Genomic DNA, 19,803 nt, shown 5'->3' with positions numbered 1-19,803 from the left:
GTGGGCCGCTCGCGCCAATCTGCCGGTAACGGCCGGGAGCGTCTTGCATGGATACGCAGCGGACGCGCAGGGCGCATGACCGGTTTCGGTCAGGCCGCAGGAAGCATGAGGGTCTTTGTGCGTCGCGCGGCCGCGTACGAAGCGGTGTAAATGGGCGACCCGGCCGCGGCGAGCTCCGCCTTCTGACGGAACCGATTCGGAGTGAAGCCCGCCATGGCCTTGAATTCGCGGGTCAGATGCGCCTGGTCGCTGAAACCGCAGTTCGTGGACGTGTTCGCCGGGCGCAGTCCGTCGGCGAGCATGAGCGCGGCACGGCGGAAGCGAACTATCCGTGCCATGGCCTTGGGCGATACGCCGATTTGTTCTATGAAACGGTATTCCAGTTGCCGTGGTCTCCATCCTGCCTCCGCCGCCAGCCGCTGGACGGGGATGCTTCCTCCCGCGCCGACCGTGCGGATCAGTGCGCCATGCGCCCGCACCACCCGCGTGGACCAGGCGTCGGCCCCGCCGATCCATTCCCCCAGGACCTCGTCGAGCAGCCGGAACCGCTGTTCCCAGTCGGGCCGCGCAGCCAGCGCGCCGGCGAGGCGCCGCACGCGGTCGCCCGGGAGGTCGGCCGGATCGACGATCTTTCCGGTCAGCTCGTTCATCGCCGTGCCGAAGATCGCGAAAGCCGCCCACGGCGCCATGACCACCGCGACGCAGTGCGCGCCGTCAGCCGGTTCGACGACCCAGGAGGACCGGGTGCTCAGCCCCGAGACGAATGACGTGTAGGGCGTCCGCGTGGTGGCGTCGTCCAGCCCGCTGCACCACACCGGATGTCGTTGGTCGAGTCCGATCAGAAGGGTCACCGCGCCGCCGGGAATTTCCTGCCACGGCAATGCCGATCCCGTTCCGAGCCGGAAGCCGAGATAGGCGTGCACTTCCGCTCGCAATCGCGGATGCGGCCAGGAGAGTGCCGCCTCCCACTTCGCCGCGGGAAAGTCGAAATGCCGGACCAACATGTCTGGGCTCCTTCAACCGCCGAAGAACTTCTCTGATTCTCAACCGTGCCAGCGTTTGCTGTAATCGAGATTAGGAGAACGGGCGGTGTTGGTACATCAGGGCAGGGCCCCAGGGTTTCCGGGACTTCCTTCGGCAGGGACCCTCACCACTTCCCCAGGGACCCTGGGGCCCCGGGGGAGGAATGCTCGGCCAGGAGCGCCGCAAGGCCGGTGCGGCCGGCGACGCCCAGCTTCGAGTAGGCGTTGCTGAGGTGGTATTCGATCGTCTTGACGCTGAGGACCAGTTCGCCGGCGACCTGGCGGTTGGTCAGCCCGCTGGCGGCCAACTGGGCGACGGCCTGCTCCTGCCGGGTGAGCCGCGCCGCGCGCGGTGCGGTGGGCTGCACCGGCCAGTGGCCGCGCCGGCCGAGTTCCCTGTCGCAGCGTTGCAGGTAGGGCCGTGCGCCGAGCCGCTCGAAGACGGTGTGCGCGGTCTCGATGTGCACGGCGGCAAGGTCGCTCCTCCCGTTGCGCCGCAGGAACCTGCCGTAGTCCAACTCCAGGCGGGCCTGGACGAACGGGACGGGCGCCAGGGAGGCATGTCCCAATCCGCTCTGGTACGCGGCCTCGGCACCGTTGCCGGCGCCCTTGGCCCTTCGCTGGGAACCGCCCTCCGCATGGCACCCCACAGTGTCGCCTTGAGCAGCGAGGAGATTGCCGCGAAGGCGCGCCGCCGAGGCGAGGACGAAGTGGCTCTCGTGCGCGGCTCCGAACCTCTCGTACGTGACGAGGGCGTCCTCGGCCTGCCGGATGCGCCCCTCGGCGAGGAGCACTTCGATGACGTACTCATGCCAGGGCGAGCCGGACCGGGTCGTCGGCCCCAGGGGGATCGGCACCGGCCCGCGGTCACCGCGTGCGAGGGCGAGGTGAGCCTGCGCGGCCGCCGCGGCCAGGGCGCTGATGCCCCCGGCGCGCCCGGCGGCCCTGACGGCCGCCTGGACGTGCGCCGCGGCGCCGTCCCACTCGCCCCGGGCGGCCGCGACGAGCACGGCAAGGGCGCGTGCCATCGGCTCGTACCATGTCTGCTCCGCGTCCAGGGCGGCCGAGACCGCCGCGTTCGCGTGACGGGCGGCGGCGTCCCAGTCGCCGCGCTGGAACTCGACCCAGCCGAGGGCGGCCCGGGCCGCGAGCCGGTACCGCACCGACCGGCGCGGAGAGGCGTCCACTTCCGCGTTGAGTTCGACGACGGCTCGTTCGAGGTCACCGGAGTAGGCGAGGAGCAGGCCGCAGCCGAGCGGCGCGTCCCGCCCGCCGATGTTCGCCGGAGCCGCCGGCTCCGGGCGGGCGGTGGGCCGCGGTCCTTCACCGCGCCTGCCGGAGGCCGCGAGGCGGCGCAGGCGGAGGGACCGGACGAGGTCGGCGCCCGGACGATGCGGTGCCAACGCCGCGGCGCGTTCGGCCCAGGCGGTGGCGTCGGCACATCTGCCCTGCATGAACCGGCTGAAGGCCAGCTGTTCGGCGACGCGGGCGGCCATGTCCGGTTCGGCCCGCGGATCGCAGTGCGGCCACGCGCCGGTGAGCCAGGCGTCCGCCTCGCGCGGCCTGCCGGAGACGGCGGCGATCGCTCCGCGCGCGTACCCGAGGGCCACCGGATCGGCGTCCTCGGCCAGTTCGCCCGCGAGCGTTCTCGCCGCTGCGACCTGCCCGTCGTCCAGCAGCATCCCGACGGCCTCCGCCGTACGCCGGACCCGTTCGCCGCCGCTGGTGGACAACCGTGCCGCCGACATCATGTGGCCGGCGGCCTCCGCCCACCGCCCCCGGGCGGCGTCGCGCCGGGCCAGGCCGGCGAACTCGGCGGCCAGGCGGTCGTCCGGCTGGGCCACCGCCCGGAGCCGGTGGCCCAGCCGGGCCGGGCCGTCGGGCACCACCTCGCTCGCCCGCAGGTGCAGGCCGGCGCGCCGGGCGGGTCCGAGGAGCTGGTAGACCGCCGCCTGGACGAGCGGGTGCGGGAAGCTGAGCTCAAGGCCGCCCGCCGTGGGCCGTTCTGCGAGCAGTCCGGTCCGCACCGCCTGCTCGGCCGCGTGCAACGGCTCCGCGGTCTCGCTCAGCACGGCGGCCTCGTGCAAGGTGCAGGACCGGCCCAGCACGGACGCCGCCTCGATGAGAAGGCGCCCCTCGGACGGGCACTCCGCGAACCGTTCGAGCACCAGCGAGTCGTAGGAGCGAGGAGCGGGCAGCGGCGCGTACGGGTCATCGAGCACGTCGGCCGGGACCCGCTCCAGCAGGGCACGGGCGTGCAGCGGGTTTCCGTCGGTGTGCTCGTGCAGCCGGATGGCGGAGCGCTGGGCGAGCACCCGTGCGCCCAGCCGGCCGCTCAGCTCGCGCAGTTCGGCCGTGCCGATTCCGGCAAGCGGCATCCGCGTTGTCTCGTCGTCGGCCAGCATCCGGCGCAGCCCTTCCGGCAACCGCGAGTCGGCGGCGTCGGTGGTGATGACGACCATGAGGACACGAGCGGTGCGCAGCCGCCTGACGGTGAAGACGAGCGCGTCCAGCGAGGGCAGGTCCGCCCAGTGGGCGTTGTCGATGACGACCGCGACGACGTGGTCGTCCTGGAGGCCGCAGAGGACGTCCAGTAGAGCGGATCCCACCACCGGCGGATCGGGCACGGCGCCATCGCGCGGCGCGGCGAACTGGGGAGCGAGCTGAGGGACGAGCTGAGCCACGATGCCGTACGGCAGCAGCGATTCGCTGTCCTCACCGCTCGCGCAGAGGACGAGCACGTCCTCGGCCCTCGCGAGGAAGCGCCGGATCAGCGCCGTCTTGCCCATGCCCGCCGGTCCGTCGATCGACACCAGCCGCGAGTCACCCGCGCGGACTCGCTCCAGCCCTGCCCGCAGGCGGGCCAGCTCGCGTTCCCGGCCGACGAACGGCGTCTCCCGGCCTGCGTCGTCGACGTGGTGCGGGTCATGGACGGGCATACGGCCACCCCGGGATCGACACGGTGATCTTGTTTATGTCCTCCGGACAGTAAAGTGATTCAACGGTTTCTGTCAAGGAGACATTAAGTTAGACTCCCGGCTGTGACCGCCGCCAGACCGCCCTATGCCGCACCACGCGTCGCGGTCGACGTGGTGATCCTGACCGTGCGCGAGTCGCGCCTGCAACTGCTGCTGATCGAACGCGGCAAGGAGCCGTATCTGGGCGTGCCGGCGCTGCCCGGCGGGTTCCTGCGAGGACGCGAGAAGCTGGACGACGCGGCGCGCCGGGAGTTGCATGAGGAGACGGGGCTGAACGGCTCCCGGCTGCACCTCGAACAAGTCCATGCCTACAGCCGCCCCGACCGCGACCCGCGCGGCCATGTCATCTCCGTCGCCTATCTGGCCATCGCACCGAGCCTGTCGGAGCCGGTCGCCGGGTCGGACGCCCGCCAGGCCCGCTGGACGCCGCTCGACAGGGTGACGTCGCCGCCGGACGCACTGGCGTTCGACCACGCTCAGATCGTCGAGGACGCGGTCGAACGGGCCCGGAGCAAGCTCGAATACACCACGCTGGCCACGGCGTTCTGCGCGGAGGAGTTCACCATCGGCGAGCTCCGGCAGGTGTACGAGGTCGTCTGGGGAAGGCCTCTCGACGAGCGCAATTTCAGCCGGAAGATCCGGAGAACCGAAGGTTTCGTGGTGCCCACGGGCGGCAAGAGGCGACCGGGAACGGGCCGGCCCGCGGCCCTCTACAGCGGCGGACCGGCGACGACGCTGTACCCTCCGGTGCTGCGGACGGGCATCGACGGCGATCTCCGCTGAGGCCGGCGCCGGCGAGCGTCCCGGCGTCCCGATCGTGGCCACCGCCGCCCCGGTCGTGCCTTCAGCGGGCGTAATCCGGACTTGTACGGTAGGTCTCGCCACATCGACGATTTCCGGGCGTCTTCCATGCCGGTCGCAGACGCCGGCCGGCCGGGCGCTGAAGCGATCAGGGGTCAGGCCATGGCAGGGTCACCGGACTTCAGCGCCGACATCGTGGTGCTCACCGCGATCGAACTCGAGCACCGGGCGTTCACCGAACGGCTGACTCGCGTCCGCGAGCATCAGGACGCCGACGGAACCCGCTACAGCCTCGGTGTGCTGCGCGGCACGGAATGCTCGGTGGCGCTGACACTGATCGGGATGGGCAACCTGGGCGCGGCCACCCTGGCCGGCCGAGCGATCGAGGAGTTCCGCCCCAAGGCGCTGCTGTGCGTCGGGATCGCCGGCGGTCTGGCAGACGAGGTCGCCATCGGCGACGTCGTGGTGGCGAGCCAAGTCCACGCCTACCACGGCGGTCGCGAGGACAGCGGTGGATTCCATCCGCGCCCGCGCAGCTGGCCGCTGCCGCACGGCCTGGAGCAGCTCGCCCGGGAGGTGGCCCGGGAGGGCGCCTGGGCCGACGCCGTGGACGACGCGGACGACCACCCGGCGCCCAGGGTGCACGTCAAGCCGGTGGTGTCCGGTGAGGTGGTGCTGGACTCCCGTACATCGCCCATCGCCGATCTGCTCGCCAGACACTACGGCGGCGCGGTGGCCATAGACATGGAGAGCGCCGGTGTCGCCGAGGCCGCGCACCGCAAGGACTTCCACCGCGCGGTGACCGTCCGGGCGGTCAGCGACACGGCGAGCGGCGACAAGCGCAAGACCGACGCCGCCGGCTTCCAGACGATGGCGGCCGACCGGGCCGCGGCTTTCGCGGCCGCCCTCGCCGCCCGGATCTGCCAGGGGCACTCCCCCGCGACCCCGATGAGCCGCCTGCCGTGCCCCTACCGGGGCCTGGCGGAGTTCCGGGAACGGGACGCCGAGGTCTTCTTCGGCCGGGACGAGATGGCCGACGAGCTGACCGGACGCCTGGAGCACCGCAGATTCACCATCGTCGCCGGCCGGTCGGGGATCGGGAAGTCCTCGTTCCTGCACGCCGGGCTGGTGCCGCGCCTGCGCGGCCGCGAGTGGGCCGTCGCCGCGCTGCGTCCGCTGCCCGATGTCCCCGCCGCGATCTCGCTGGCCGGTGCCCTCCTCCCGTTGCTGGAGCCGGAGCTCGGCCGGGTGGAGACGCTCGGACGCCGCGCGACGCTGGCGGATGCGATCACCGCGGGCCGGCTGGAGGAGGTCGCCGCGGACGTGCTCGCCCGGACCGGGCCGGCGCGCCTCGTCGTCTGCGTGGACCAGTTCGACGAGTTCCTGGCCAGGAACGCCCCGGCCGCCCGGGAACTGGCGGGCCTGCTGACCGGCCTCGCGGAGAGTCCGCTTCCGGTCCACGTGGTCGTGACGCTGCGGACCGAGACGCTCGACACCGCCCTCCACCACCTCGGCTTCGGGAAACCCGCCGACCATTCGGTCACCCTGCTTCCGCCGCTGGGGACGGCACAGCTGCGCGCCGCCATCGAAGGCCCCGTGAAGTCCACCGGCGTGGTCTTCGAACGCGGGCTCGCCGACCGCGTCCTCGCCTCCACCGCCGCCGCTCCCGGCGCCCTCCCGCTGATGCAGTTCGCTTTGACGCTGCTGTGGGAGGAGCACGACGGCTGGTCTCTCACGCACACCGCGTACGACGAGTTCGGCGGGGTCGAGGGCGCGCTGGCCCGCTACGCCGAGCGCGTCTGGAGCCATGAGCTCGACGACGCCGAACGCGCCCACGCGCGTGGGCTGCTCATACAGATGGTGCGGCCCGGCGATCAGGATGAGGCGATCCGCCGCACCGCCCGCACGGCCGACCTCGGACCCGGCGTACCGCCGGTCGCGCGGCGGCTCGCCGCGACCCGGCTGGTGGTCACCGGGGCGGACGCCGACGGCCGCCCGACCTACGACCTCGCGCACGCCGCCCTGGCCACCCATTGGGCGCGGTTACGCGACTGGCTGCGCGAGGAGGGCGACTTCCGCACCTGGCAGGAAGACCTGCGCCAGAGCATGGAGCGGGCCGAACTCCTGCGCGGCCCGCGGCTCGCCGACGCCGTCCGGTGGGCGCGCGACCATCCGGGCGACATCACCGGCGCCGAGCGGGATTTCATCGCGGTCAGCCGGCGGCGCGCCCGATGGCGCACCAACACCGTGCGGGCCGTCCTCGCCACGGTCGTGACCCTGCTCCTCCTCACCAGCACGTTCGCCGTACTCCTCCAGCAGCGCACCGGGGAGCTCAGCGACCAGCTGCGCGCCAACGCCGCACATCTGCTCGTCAGCGAGGTGCGCGAGGCGTCCGGCACGGACGTGGACACGGCGGCGCTGCTGTCCGTGGCGGCGTACCGGACCAGTCCCGGTCCGGAGGTCCTGGCCAACCTCTCCGAGCAGTACATGCTCTACCGGGACGTCGACCGCCTGATCATTCCCCGCGTCGGCCCGATCAGCCGGATCGCCGTGAGCGCCGACGGCCGCACCGCGGCCGCCAGCGGCGGAGCCAGGACGGCGACCTGGCGGCTGGGCGGGCCGCCGACGGCCGTCCGGTACATCGACCGCGGTCTGCAATCCATCACTCTCAGCCCGGACGGGCGGTTCCTCGCCGCCCTGGACGCCGCCACCTGGCGACTGCTCGTCTGGCGACCGGACGGCAGCACGATGGAACTCGAACGCGACCTCGCGCGAACGGGTCCGGGGCAGCTTCGCTTCGATGCGACCGGCACACGGTTGCTGGTGCACCGGTCACGCGATTCCCGCCTGTGGGACCTCGAACGCGGGACGGCCGTCCCCATCCCCTCGGGCGTGATCCGCCGGGACCTCAGCACCGTGTGGTTCGGGCCGGACGGCGACACCCTGATCGTGGTCTCGGACGGTGAGCTCGCCCGGGTGGACGTCGGGACGGGCAAGGCGACCCGCGTGCCCATCCCGGGCGGGCCCGCCCAAACGACCGTCTCGGGCGATGGGCGCACCGCGGTCACGTGTGCGGACCACACGTTCATTCGCTGGGATCTGGCGACACTGCGCGAACGCGACCGGCATGCCGCCCCTCGCCACAGCTCCTGCATGCCCGAGGTCATCGACCACACCGGCCGGATCCTTCTCGCCGGCGCACCGGGGGCGCCGCCGAACAGCCGCATTTCGCTGCTGGACATGGACACGGGCGAGACCGCCGCCACCGTCGTCCCCGCTGCCTCGGCAAGCCGTCACCGCACCGGCGTCGGCACCGGACACGGCACGCGGCTGGTCGCCAACCTGGGCTCGGCAGTGGCCGTGGCGGACGTCGACGCGTCCCGTTTCGCGCCGGCCGATGAGGATGAGGAGTGGGGCGCGGTCCCCCGCCCGGTCCTCAGCGGCGATCTGCGTCTCGCGGCCACCGGGTCGGCGTCGTCGCGCCTGCGGCTGTGGGACACCACGGGCAACGACGAGATCGCGCATGCCGCCAACCCCGACGACGAGGAGCCGATCCGCTTCAGTTCGGACGGCCGGCGACTCCTCAGCCTGAGCCGGACCGCCAGGCGGCTGTCCGTGCGCGAGATACCGTCGCTGCGCATCCTCGCCCGGACGCCCCTCACCCCGGCTCCAGGCGTCCAGCCTTCGGACCAGGCCTTCTCCGCCCACTGCGTGGCCGAAACCTCCGACCCCGACGCGGTCGCGCTGATGTACGGCGGCTCCATCAGCCGGATCGACCTCCGCACCGGCACGCCCGGGGACCCGACGAGGCCCTACCGGGACGCGTCGCACCTGAGCAGGCTCGCCGACACCGGCGTCTGCTCGGCCCGCCCGCGCAGCGACCAGTTCGCCTTCGACGTCGGAGGCGACGTCGAACTCTGGGACCTCGAGCGCGGCGACCACGTGGCGAGCCTGCCGGTCAACGCCGCGGGCCGGATCCGGAGCCTGCGCTTCAGCGCGAACGGACGGCTGCTCGCGATCGTGTCGGCCGACGGATCGCTGCAGGTCTGGGACGTCGATGAACGGCGCTCGATCCGGAGGCCGCTGAAGGTCCTGAGGGCGGGCGCAGCCCCCGGCGCGAGCGTGCTGTTCATCGACGAGGACCAGAGCATCATCGGGATGGACGGTCGCGTCCAGATCTGGGATCTGGCCCGGCGCGCCCCGGCCGCCGACCTCGCCCTCGGCGCGTCCGCGAGCGCCCCGGCCCTCTCTCGCGATCGCACCACCCTCTTCGCCTGGTTCGATCAGGGTTTCGCCCGGATCCCCTTGAGCCCCGACCGCTGGGCGGAACACCTGTGCCGGATCGTGGGCCGCGACCTCACCGCCGCCGAGCGCAAGGCACTCCCCCCGGGAAGCCGCACCGAGGACATCTGCCCGCACGCGTAGGCGACGCTTCCACCGCCCGCCTCCACCGCTGCAGACGCCGATACTCCGGACTCGTCTTCGGCTCGGTGGCCCGCCGGCTTCAGGTGCTCGGCAAACACTGGCAAAGTCTTCGCGCCGGTCCGCTCACCGTCCGCGCAGCGGGCACGGGGCACTCGTGAGCGAGCAGCGGGCCGCCGGCGCGATCGTGCTCCGTGACGTGCGGATCTTCGACGGGTTGAGCGACCGGATCCGGACCGGGCACGTGGTGACCGAAGGAACCAAGATCAAGACCGTCGGGGACGGGGAGCCGCCCGCGGGCGATGCCGCGGCCGTCATCGACGGACGCGGGATGACCCTCATCCCCGGGCTCAGCGACGCCCACGTGCACCTCATCCTGGCCGGCGCCACGCAGAGCGAGCTGATGCTCGGCGGCGCGGGCCTGGGGTACCTCCGGGGCGCGGCCGAGGCCGAGGCGATGCTGATGCGCGGGTTCACCACCGTCCGGGACATGGCCGGCGACACCGGGGACCTCAAGCGAATGATCGACACGGGTGCGCTGCCCGGCCCGCGCATCTACCCCAGCCACGCGGGCCTGTCGCAGACCGGCGGGCACGGCGACTTCGGCATGGTCTACGACGTGCCGACCCCCTTGGGCGGAACCGCCACCCGCGCCGAGCAGCTCGGACTCATGCGGATCGCCGACGGCACCGCCCAGGTGCTCGCGGGCGTCCGCGAGCAGCTGAAGAAGGGCGCCGCGCAGATCAAGATGATGGCCGGCGGCGGCGTCGCCTCGGCCTACGACCACCTGGACGTCCTGCAGTACACGCCGGACGAGCTGCGCGCCGGGGTGCTGGCGGCGGCGGACTGGGGCACCTATGTGGCGGTCCACGTCTACACCGGGGCCGGGATCCGCCGGGCGGTCGAGGCGGGCGTCCAGGTGATCGAGCACGGGCACCTGGCCGGGGAGGACGACATCAGGTTCATGGCCGACAACGATGTCTGGCTGTGCACCCAGCCGTTCGCCGAGGACGACCACTACTACCCCGACCCGGCGTCGGCCGCGAAGAACCGGCAGGTCTGCGCCGGCGTCGAGCGCGTCTTCGGCTGGGCGCTCAAGCACGGCGTGCGGATCGCCTTCGGCACCGACCTGATGCTGAACCCGGCGGCGAGCACCAGGCAGAGCGACATGCTCGCCCGCCTGGCCGGGCTGGCCGGGGACCCGCTGGCGGGACTGAAGATCGCCACCTCCGGCAACGCCGAGCTCTTCCGCAGGTCGGGCCCGCGCGACCCGTACCAGAACCCGGCCGCCTCCGACGTGGCCGCCTACGGGAACGGGCCCCACGTGGCCCACCTGGGCGTCATCGCCGAAGGGGCGTGGGCCGACCTGCTACTCGTCGACGGCGACCCCGTCCGCGACTTGCGGCCGCTGGCCGATCCGGCCGCCAACCTGAAGGTCATCATCAAGGACGGCCGCGTCCACAAGAACACACTGCCCTGACGGTCGCCTTACCGGTAATGGGCGGTGGCGGGTATTATCTTGTTTCCATCGATAACGAGGGCGCGAAACGACCTCGTCTGCGCCGAGCGAGAAAACTGGGAACGCGATGCCCCGCCCTCCAGGCCATGGCCCGGGATATGAGATCAAACGCCAGGAGATCATCGACCGGGCGGCCGAACTGTTCGCCCGGAAGGGGTACGCGGCGACCGGGATCAACGAGATCGGCGGCGCGGCCGGGCTCACGAAGGGCGCCCTCTACTACTACATCGGCTCGAAGGAGAACCTGCTGGTCGAGATCCAGTCGCGGGTAATGCGGCCGCTGCTGCGGACCGCCCGGCGGATCGCCCGGCTGGAGGTGGACGCGGTGCTGCGGCTCCGGCTGCTGTCGGAGGCGCTGCTGTCCATCATCCTGCGGCGGCTCGACCATATCTGGGTCTACGAGCACGACTACCGGATGCTGGGCGGCGACAACCGGACGCGGCTGCTGCGGCAGCGCGGCGAGTTCGAGGGGATCATTTCCAATCTGCTGGCCGAGGCCATGGACGCCGGAGAATTCCGGGAGATGAATCCGCGGCTGGCGATGCTGCAATTCCTGAATATGCACAACCACACCTACCAATGGGTCAGGCCCGATGGCAGCTGGGACGCGCAGTATTTGTCGCGCGAGTACTGCGCGACGTTGTTCACCGGCTTCCGCGCCGGGCCCGGTCCGGTGGACGATCTGGAGGAGCGGGTGCTGAAGTTCCGCGAGCAGTACCCGGAGATCGTCCTGGATCCGGTGGAGGGCGAGGAGCCGGGGGCATGACGGCTCAGACCGCCGCGACCTGGCGCAGGGTCTCGGCGATGGCGCCGGCGTCCGGCAGCCAGAGCCGTTCGAGGGACGGGGCGTAGGGGGCGGGCATCGGCGGCGGCGCGACCCGGACGACCGGTGCGTCCAGGTGCCAGAAGCCCTCGTTCGCCGCCATCGCCGCGAGTTCGGCCCCGACCCCGAAGTCCCGGACGGCCTCGTGGGCGATCACGAGGCGGTTCGTCTTGGCGAGCGAGGCGAGCACCGTCTCCCGGTCGAGGGGCGCGACCGTGCGGAGGTCGATGACCTCGACGTCGACGCCCTCGGCGGCGAGGGTGCCGGCGGCGGCGAGGCAGTCGTGCACCATCCGCGAGTAGGAGACCAGGGTGAGGTCGCGCCCCTCCCGGACCACTTTCGCCTTCCCGATGGGGACGAGGTGGTCGGCGGGCGGACGCGGCCCCTTGCTCCCGTACTGGAGCCGGTTCTCGACGAAGACGACGGGGTTCGGGTCGCGGACGGCGGCGCGGAGCAGGCCGTAGGTGTCGGCCGGTGTCGACGGCATCACGACCGTGAGGCCCGGCACGTGCGCGAGGAGTGCCTCCAGGCTCTGCGAGTGCTGGCTGCCGGAGGAGCGTCCGGCGCCGAACTGGGTGCGGACGACGAGCGGCAGGCTCGCCCGGCCGCCGGTCATGAACCGCAGCTTGGCGGCCTGGTTGAGCAGCTGGTCGAAGCAGACGCCGATGAAGTCCATGTACATGATCTCGACGATCGGCCGCAGGCCGGCCATCGCGGCGCCGACCGCGGTCCCGACGATCGCGGTCTCGGAGATCGGCATGTCCCGGACGCGGCCGGGGAAGCGCTCGGCCAGCCCGCGCGTCAGCCCGAAGACGTTGCCGCCGGCGGCGACGTCGATGCCGGCGACGAACACGTCGGGGTCGGCGGTCAGCTCGTGTTCGAGGGCGGACTTGACGGCGTCCATCGTGCGGAAGTCCTCGCCGGTCGCCGGCGGCGGCTCGGGCAGGGCCGGGCGGGGCGCCGAGACGTGGTCGAACAGGCTGGACGGGGCGGGTTCCGGTGCCGAGCGAGCGGCCTCGACGGCCGCTTCGATCTCCGCCTCGATCTCGGCCTCGGCCGCGTCGATCGCCGCGGCGTCCACACCGGCCGCGGCGAGGCGGCGGCGCGACACGAGCAGCGGGTCGCGCTTCTTCCAGGCCTCCAGTTCGGACGGTGACCGGTACCGCTCGGGATCGCCCTCGTAGTGGCCGTGCCAGCGGTAGGTCTCGGCCTCCACCAGGACGGGCCCGGCCCCGCCGCGCAGCCGCTCCACCACCGACGCCGCGACGTCGGTCACGGCGGCGACGTCGTTGCCGTCCACGTGCTCGTAGCCGATGCCGTACCCGGCGGCGCGGGCGGAGAGCGGCGCCCGGTGCTGGTCGGCGGCGCTGGAGAACTCGGCGTAGTGGTTGTTCTCGCACATGAACAGCACCGGCAGGTCCTGGACGGCGGCGAGGTTGACCGCCTCGTGGAACATGCCCTGCGCGACGGCGCCGTCCCCGAAGAAGGCGACGACGACGCCTCCGGTGCCGCGCAGGGACGCGGCCGTGGCGGCGCCGACGGCGATCGGCAGCCCGGCGCCGACGATGCCGTTGGCGCCGAAGACGCCGAGCCCGGGGTCGGCGATGTGCATGGAGCCGCCGCGCCCGCGGCAGGTGCCGGTCTCCCGGCCCATCAGCTCGGCGAACATCGACCCGGTGTCCAGGCCGCGCGCCAGGCAGTGGCCGTGGCCGCGGTGCGTGGAGGTGATGACGTCACGCTCGTCGAGCGGCGCGCACGCGCCGACGGCGCTCGCCTCCTGCCCGATCGACAGGTGGACGAACCCGGGCACCTCCGATCGCCGGTACAGCTCGGCGGCGCGCTCCTCGAAACGCCTGATCCGCCGCATCCTGCGGTGCAGTTCGAAGAGGTCGGGGAGGTCGGGCCGGGAGCCGGTCATGGCGTCCTTCCTGGTTCGGTGGCGGTCACCGGGCGGTCCAGCCGCCGTCGACGGTCATGGTCGAGCCGGTCATGTACCGGGCGCCGTCGCCGACGAGGAACACCGCGGCGCCGGCGAGTTCGGCGGCGTCCCCGACGCGTCCCACCGGGACGGCGCCGGAGGTGGCGTGGACGGAGCTGAGGTTGACGATGGAGCCGGACGCGTCCCGGGCGCGGTCATCGGGCGGCCGGCGCGGGACGGTCGCGGAGCAGCCGCTTGAGCACCTTGCCGGACGGCGTGCGCGGCAGCTCGCCGATGATCTCCACGCGGGCGGGGACCTTGAACCGGGCGAGCCGGGCGCGGCAGAACTCCTGGATCTCCTCGGCCGACACCGTCTCCCCCGGCCGGGGCACGACGAACGCGCGCGGCACCTCGCCCCAGCGCTCGTGGGGCAGGCCGACCACGGCGGCCTCCAGCACGGCCGGGTGCTCGTAGAGGACGCGCTCGACCTCGGGGGTGGCGATGTTCTCGCCGCCCGAGACGATCATGTCCTTCTTGCGGTCCTCGATGTAGAGGAAGCCGTCCTCGTCGAGCCGCCCGATGTCGCCGGTGTGGAACCAGCCGTCGCGGAACGCCCGCTCGGTGGCGGCCTCGTCGCGCCAGTACCCGGCGCACACTTTGGGACCGCGCAGGACGATCTCGCCGAGCGTTCCCGTGGACGCGTCCCGGCCGTCCTCGTCCACCACCCGCACCCGTACGTGCGGGATCGGGCGGCCGACGGAGCCGAGCTTGGCGAGGGTGTGCTCCCGGTCGAGGAAGGTGTCGCCGGACACGGTCTCGGTGAGGCCGTAGGCGTCGGCGAACCAGGCGTTGGGGAACGCGTCCAGGATGCGGCGCACCAGGGGTTCGGGCATCTTCTCCCCGCCGCCCACGATGAACCGCACGGACGAGGTGTCGCACCGGCCGAGCTCCTCCGATCCGAGCACCGCGTTCATCATGGCGGGGGCGAGCCAGACGTTGGTGATCCGCTCGCGCTCGATGGCGCGCAGCACCTCGCCCGCGTCGAACTTGCGCTGGACGACGAGGCTCCCGCCGGCGTGCCAGGTCGCGAGCCCGGGAAGGTCGAGCGCGCCGACGTGGTAGAGCGGGCCGCAGACGAGCGTGATGTCGGCGTGGGTGAGGCCGAGCTGGATGATCTGCCCGAGGTTCTTGTAGTTCACGTTCCCGTTGGTGATCTTGACACCCTTGGGCCGCGAGGTGGTGCCCGAGGTGTACATGAGCCGCTGGAGGTCGTCCTCGGCCAGGTCGGCGGGCGGGACGGTGCGGCCGAGGTTCGCCTGGACGAGGTCGGGAAGGCGCGTCCAGGACGGGCCGGCGGGCCCGTCGAGGGTGATGCGGTGGCGCAGTTCGGGCAGCGCGAGGCCCTCGACGGCCGCGCCGAACTCGCTCTCGGTGATGATCGCGCGGGCGCCCGCGTGGCCGAGGATGTACTCCCATTCGGCGGGGGCGAGCCGGTAGTTGAGCGGCAGGAACACCGCGCCGATCCGGCCGGCCGCGAGCACCGCCTCCAGGAACTCGGCGTGGTTGTAGAGCAGCAGCCCGACCACGTCGCCGCGGCCGACGCCGAGGTCGAGCAGGCCGTGCGCCAGCGCGTCGACGCGCGCCAGGAGCTCCCGGTTGGTGAACCACCGGTCGCCGTCCACGACCGCGGTCTTGCCGGGGCGCCGCTGCGCGTGCTGGTCGAGAACGCTCGCGAGGCTGTACATCGGCGGGGCCTCTCCTCCGGGATCGTCCGACGGCCGGCCCGTTAATCAGTCCGACCGGTATATAAAACCGCGTGGACGGCACCCTAAACCGCGCAGACAACCCCTGACAAGACCGCGAACCCGTCTCGTCCCGGCACCTCGGTGAGGCCCGTTTACCTGCTCTGGCCTTGACAGTCGGATGACCATGGGGATTTCATTGACCGATCGGTAGACGAAACTAATCCTGTGAGGTGCGATGAGGGCCCTGCGCTGGCACGGACCGCGCGACCTGCGCCTGGAGGACGTTCCGGAGCCCCCGCCGCCCCGCCCCGGCGAGGCGCTGATCGAGGTCGCCCACTGCGGTGTCTGCGGCACCGACGTGCACGAGTACACCTCCGGACCGCACATGATCAGGCCCGGGCCGCATCCGCTGACCGGCCACCGCCCGCCGCTCGCGCTCGGCCATGAGATGAGCGGCACGGTGCTGGCCCTCGGCGCCCCCGTCCCCGGCGTCGAGGTCGGGGACCGGGTGGCCGTGGACCCCTGCTGGCGGTGCGGCGAGTGCCGCTGGTGCCGGCGCGGCGAGTACCACATCTGCCCCAAGGGCGGCTCGGTGGGCCTGGCCTCCCCCGGCGGCTTCGCCGAGCGGGCCACCGTGCCCGCCGCCGGGCTCGTCCGGCTCCCGGACGGCGTCCCCGACGACCTCGCCGCGCTCGCCGAGCCGCTGGCCGTGGGCCTGCACGCCGTCCGGCGCGGCGGCGTCGGCCCCGGCGACCACGTGCTCGTGCTCGGCGCCGGGCCGATCGGCGTCGCCGTCGTGCTCGCGGCGCGGATCGCCGGCGCGGCCGGCCTCTACGTCAGCGAGCCGGTCGCCGCGCGCCGGGAGCGGATCGCCGGCCTCGTGACCGAGGCGTACGACCCCGCCGCCGCCGACGTGCGCCGCGAGGTCTACCTGCGCACCGGCAGGGTCGGGCCGGACGTGGTCGTGGAGGCCACCGGGCTGCCCGATCTGGCGGTGGCCGCCGTGGACTCGGCGCGCCGCGGCGGCCGCATCGTCCTCGCCGGCATCGGCGACCGTCCCGCGCGGCTCGACCTGACCGCCCTGACGTTCTACGAGCGCACCGTCGCCGGAAGCCTCGGCTACAACTTCGACGTCGGCCGGATCGTCGACCTGATGTCCGGCGGCGCCCTCGACCCCTCCCTCATGATCACCGGCCGTTTCCCGCTCGCCGAGGGCCCCGGGCTGTTCGCCGACCTGGCCGCCGGCCGCGGCGGCCACCTCAAGGCGCTCCTGACCCCGAAGGCACCGTGACCCCCATGAACTTCGACCTGCCCCCCGAGATCAGCGACCTGCAGCGCACGGTCCGCGACTTCGCCGCGAAGGAGATCGCGCCGCACGCGGCGCGCTGGTCCGAGGACGAGCACTTCCCCTCCCCCGTGTTCGGCCGGCTCGCCGATCTCGGGCTGATGGGGATGCTCGTCCCCGAGGAGCACGGCGGCACCGGCGCCGGGATGGTGGCCTACGTCGCCGTCATGGAGGAGCTCGGCGCCGCCGACCAGTCGGTCGCCGCCGCCTGGAACGCGCACTCCACCATCGCCAGCCTGCCGCTGGCCGCGTTCGGCACGCCCGAGCAGAAGGAGCGCTGGCTGCGCCCGCTGGCGTCCGGGGAGCGGCTCGGCGCGTTCGGGCTGACCGAGCCGTCCGCCGGCTCGGACGCGGCGGGCATCACCACCCGCGCGGAGCGCGCCGACGGCGGCTGGGTCCTCAACGGCACCAAGATGTTCATCAGCAACGCGGGCACCGACATCAGCCTCGGCGTGACGGTCCTCACCGTGACCGGGACGGGCGAGAACGGCCGCAAGCGCTACGCGACGTTCTTCGTCCCGGACGGCACCCCCGGCTACACGAAGGGCAACCGGCTGAAGAAGCTCGGCTGGCACGCCCTCGACACCCGCGAACTGGTCTTCGCCGACTGCTTCGTGCCGGACGACCACCTCATCGGCGAGGAGGGCAACGGGCTCCGGCAGTTCCTCGCCGTCCTGGACAAGGGGCGCATCAGCGTCGCCGCGCTCGGCCTGTCGCTCACCGCGGCGGCGCTGCGGCTCGGCGTCCAGCACGCCAGGACCCGCCGGCAGTTCGGCCGCCCGCTGGTCGACTTCCAGGCGGTCGCGCACAAGCTCGCCGACATCGCCACCGAGTACGAGGCCGCGCGCGGCCTCGTCTACAAGGCGGCCTGGCTCGCCGACCAGGGCCGCCCGCACGCCACCGAGGCGGCGATGGCCAAGCTGTACGCGTCGGAGGTCGCGAACCGCGCGGCCTCGCAGAGCGTGCAGGTCCACGGCGGGTACGGCTACATCCGCGAGTCCGACATCTCCCGCTTCTACGCCGACGCCAAGATCCTGGAGATCGGCGAGGGAACCAACGAGGTGCAGCGCAATGTCATCGCCCGCGCCCTCACCCGATAGGAGGCCGATGAACGGCGACCGCAGCGGGCTCGCCCGCGTCCTCGCGCCGCGGAGCGTCGCGGTGGTGGGCGCCTCACCCACCCGCAAGGGGCCAGCGACCACCGTGCTGGCGAACCTGCGCGCCGCGGCCGCTCCGCCCGCGGCGTACGCCGTGAACAACCGGTACGCCGGCCATGACGGTTTCCACGCGAGCGTCGCGAGCCTGCCCGAGGTCCCGGACGTGGTGGTCGTCGCCGTCCCGGCCGGGGCGGTGTCGGACGTCGTACGGGAGGCCGCCGACTGCGGCACGGGCAGCTTCCTCGTCCTGAGCTCGGGATTCGCCGAGGCGGGCGAGGAGGGGCGCGCCCGCGAAGCGGAGCTGAAGGCGCTGGCGCTGGAGCGGGGACTGACCGTGCTCGGCCCGAACTCGCTGGGCGTCTTCAACTTCGCGTCCGGCGTCCACCTGACGTTCGGGACGGTCATCGGCGGCCATGTCCCCGCGGCGGACGAGGTCGGGCGCGCGGCCCTCATCGTCCAGAGCGGCGCGATCGGCTCCTACCTGACCGGCATGGCCAAGCCGAGGACGCCGTTCCGGTACATGTTCAGCACGGGCAACGAGCTGGTCCTGACCGCCGGCGACCTCGTCGCGCACCTGGCCCGGGATCCGGAGATCGACGTCATCGCCCTCTACATCGAGGGGACGGACGACGGCCGCGCGCTGCTGGAGGCGATCTCGCTCGCCGGCTCGCTGGGCAAGCGGGTCGTGCTGCTGCCCGCCGGGGAGAGCGCAGCCAGCTCGCGCGCCGCGGCCTCGCACACGGCGGCCATGGCGTCGTCGAACGTGCTGACCAGGATGCTCGCGGCGAACGCGGGGGCCTTCACCGCCGACACGCCGGAGGAACTGCTCGGCACGGTCGCCGTGCTGCTCGGCCACGGCGAGCCGCGGGCGCCCGGGGTGGGGATCGTCAGCGTCTCCGGTGGAGCCGGTGTGATCACCGCCGACCGGCTGGCGGAGGCGGGCCTGGAGATCCCCGAGCCGGCGCCGGAGACGGTGGAGCGGCTGCGCGCCGCGCTGCCCGGCTTCGTCGTCCCGGGGAACCCGACCGACACCACCGCCGGGGCCGTCTACGACCCGTCGATCATGGTCGGCGCGCTCGGCGCCCTCGCCGGCGACCCGGGCGTGGGCCAGCTGATCACGCTTATGGGGGCGGGCGGGGAGCACGCCCCCGCCATCGCCGCGGCGCTCATCGAGGCGGCGCCGAAGCTGGCGAAGCCGAACCAGCTCGTCTGGCAGGCGTGCCCGGAGGCGGTGCGTCCCGTCCTGGCGGCCGGCCCGGTGCCGGTGAGCCCGACGCTCGCGAACGCGGTCGGCGTGGCGAGGGCGCTGTGCCGGCCGGGGCCGGTCCGCGCGGAGGACGCCGCCGACGACGGCCCGCTCCCCGACCTCGCGGGCCTCGCGCCGGACGGCGGCGGATTCCTCACCGAGTCCCAGTCCCGCGAGTTGCTGCGGTCGGCGGGACTGCCGATCGCGGCCGCCGCCGTCCTCGGCCCGGACGCCGAGCACGGCTTCGCCCTCGACTCCGCGGTGGCGTTCCCCGTCGCCGTGAAGCTGCAGGCCGCGGGGGTCCGGCACAAGACCGAGATCGGCGGCATCGTCCTGGACGTCCGGGACGAGGACGAGCTGCGCGAGGCCGTCCGCGCCACGGCGGCGGCCGCGCGGGAGCGCGTCCCCGGGATCGCCATCGAGGGGTGGACGGTCGAGCAGATGGCGCCGCGCGGCGTCGAGGTCCTGCTGTCCGCCCGGCACGACCCCGCCTACGGGCCCGTCGTGCTGGCCGGCTCCGGCGGGGTGCAGGCCGAGCTGATCGGCGACCTGTGGGCGATGGCCGCGCCGATCGGCCCGGACGCCGCCCGCGAGCTGCTCGCCCGGACGAAGGTCGGGCGCGTCCTGTCCGGCTACCGGGGCCGCGACACCGATCTCGGGCCGCTGTGCGCGGTGATCGCGCGGCTGAGCGGGCTGGTCGCCCGGCTCCCGCGCATCCGCGAGATCGAGTGCAACCCCGTCATCGTGGCGGGCGACGGCACGGCGACGATCGCCGACAGCCTCGTCGAGCTCGCCGATTCCCGATCTTGAGAGAGGTGGTTACCGGC

General features: G+C 73.0%; 12 protein-coding genes. 7 read left to right on the top strand and 5 right to left on the bottom strand.

What is annotated here, in order from left to right:
• Positions 1–89: 89 nt before the first annotated feature.
• Together AL2_RS33240 and AL2_RS33235 are read right to left on the bottom strand one after the other, a co-directional pair.
• Entirely contained in the window at positions 90–1,004 is a 915-nt protein-coding gene (locus AL2_RS33240; RefSeq protein WP_067640769.1) for a helix-turn-helix domain-containing protein, read from the bottom strand.
• 143 nt (positions 1,005–1,147) lie between these two features.
• Positions 1,148–3,961 (bottom strand): helix-turn-helix transcriptional regulator, encoded by a 2,814-nt coding sequence (locus tag AL2_RS33235; protein WP_067640767.1) that lies wholly within the window; start codon positions 3,959–3,961, stop codon positions 1,148–1,150.
• 102 nt (positions 3,962–4,063) lie between these two features.
• Here AL2_RS33235 and AL2_RS33230 point away from each other — a divergent pair, with 102 nt between their 5' ends.
• The 4 genes from AL2_RS33230 to AL2_RS33215 all read left to right on the top strand — a co-directional run bounded on the left by AL2_RS33230 (position 4,064) and on the right by AL2_RS33215 (position 11,508).
• On the top strand, positions 4,064–4,783 hold the full coding sequence (locus tag AL2_RS33230) for an NUDIX hydrolase (protein WP_067640765.1): 720 nt from the start codon (positions 4,064–4,066) through the stop codon (positions 4,781–4,783).
• A gap of 180 nt (positions 4,784–4,963) precedes the next feature.
• Positions 4,964–9,226: an nSTAND1 domain-containing NTPase gene (locus AL2_RS33225; protein ID WP_067640763.1), complete on the top strand. Its 4,263-nt coding sequence runs from the start codon at positions 4,964–4,966 to the stop codon at positions 9,224–9,226.
• Positions 9,227–9,380: 154 nt separating this feature from the next.
• Complete coding sequence (locus AL2_RS33220; RefSeq protein ID WP_067640761.1) at positions 9,381–10,703, top strand: metal-dependent hydrolase family protein; 1,323 nt, start codon at positions 9,381–9,383, stop codon at positions 10,701–10,703.
• A 106-nt stretch (positions 10,704–10,809) separates the two neighbouring features.
• Positions 10,810–11,508, top strand: a complete 699-nt coding sequence (locus AL2_RS33215; protein ID WP_067640758.1) for a TetR/AcrR family transcriptional regulator — start codon at positions 10,810–10,812, stop codon at positions 11,506–11,508.
• 4 nt (positions 11,509–11,512) lie between these two features.
• On the opposite strand, the gene AL2_RS33210 is transcribed toward AL2_RS33215, so the two are convergent.
• The 3 genes from AL2_RS33210 to AL2_RS33205 all read right to left on the bottom strand — a co-directional run bounded on the left by AL2_RS33210 (position 11,513) and on the right by AL2_RS33205 (position 15,228).
• Complete coding sequence (locus AL2_RS33210; RefSeq protein ID WP_067640756.1) at positions 11,513–13,483, bottom strand: alpha-ketoacid dehydrogenase subunit alpha/beta; 1,971 nt, start codon at positions 13,481–13,483, stop codon at positions 11,513–11,515.
• 25 nt (positions 13,484–13,508) lie between these two features.
• Positions 13,509–13,628, bottom strand: coding sequence for an SDR family oxidoreductase (locus AL2_RS36920; RefSeq protein ID WP_245667101.1), 120 nt, complete (start codon positions 13,626–13,628; stop codon positions 13,509–13,511).
• Positions 13,629–13,698: 70 nt separating this feature from the next.
• A complete protein-coding gene (locus tag AL2_RS33205) occupies positions 13,699–15,228 on the bottom strand; it encodes an acyl-CoA synthetase (RefSeq protein ID WP_067640754.1) in 1,530 nt (509 codons plus the stop codon).
• A gap of 235 nt (positions 15,229–15,463) precedes the next feature.
• Here AL2_RS33205 and AL2_RS33200 point away from each other — a divergent pair, with 235 nt between their 5' ends.
• From AL2_RS33200 to AL2_RS33190, 3 genes are read left to right on the top strand one after another with little or no spacing between them, the layout of a single operon-like run.
• A complete protein-coding gene (locus AL2_RS33200; protein ID WP_067640752.1) occupies positions 15,464–16,519 on the top strand; it encodes an alcohol dehydrogenase catalytic domain-containing protein in 1,056 nt (351 codons plus the stop codon).
• 5 nt (positions 16,520–16,524) lie between these two features.
• Positions 16,525–17,673 carry an acyl-CoA dehydrogenase family protein gene (locus tag AL2_RS33195; protein WP_067640750.1) on the top strand — a complete coding sequence of 383 codons (1,149 nt, stop codon included), beginning with the start codon at positions 16,525–16,527 and terminating at the stop codon, positions 17,671–17,673.
• 7 nt (positions 17,674–17,680) lie between these two features.
• Positions 17,681–19,786 carry an acetate--CoA ligase family protein gene (locus AL2_RS33190; RefSeq protein ID WP_067640748.1) on the top strand — a complete coding sequence of 702 codons (2,106 nt, stop codon included), beginning with the start codon at positions 17,681–17,683 and terminating at the stop codon, positions 19,784–19,786.
• Positions 19,787–19,803 lie beyond the last annotated feature (17 nt).

It is taken from the genome of Actinomadura latina NBRC 106108, from assembly GCF_001552195.1.
Lineage (GTDB): Bacteria > Actinomycetota > Actinomycetes > Streptosporangiales > Streptosporangiaceae > Spirillospora > Spirillospora latina.
Note: the sequence above shows the minus strand (reverse complement) of the source record. Positions and strands in the feature narration are given on the sequence as shown.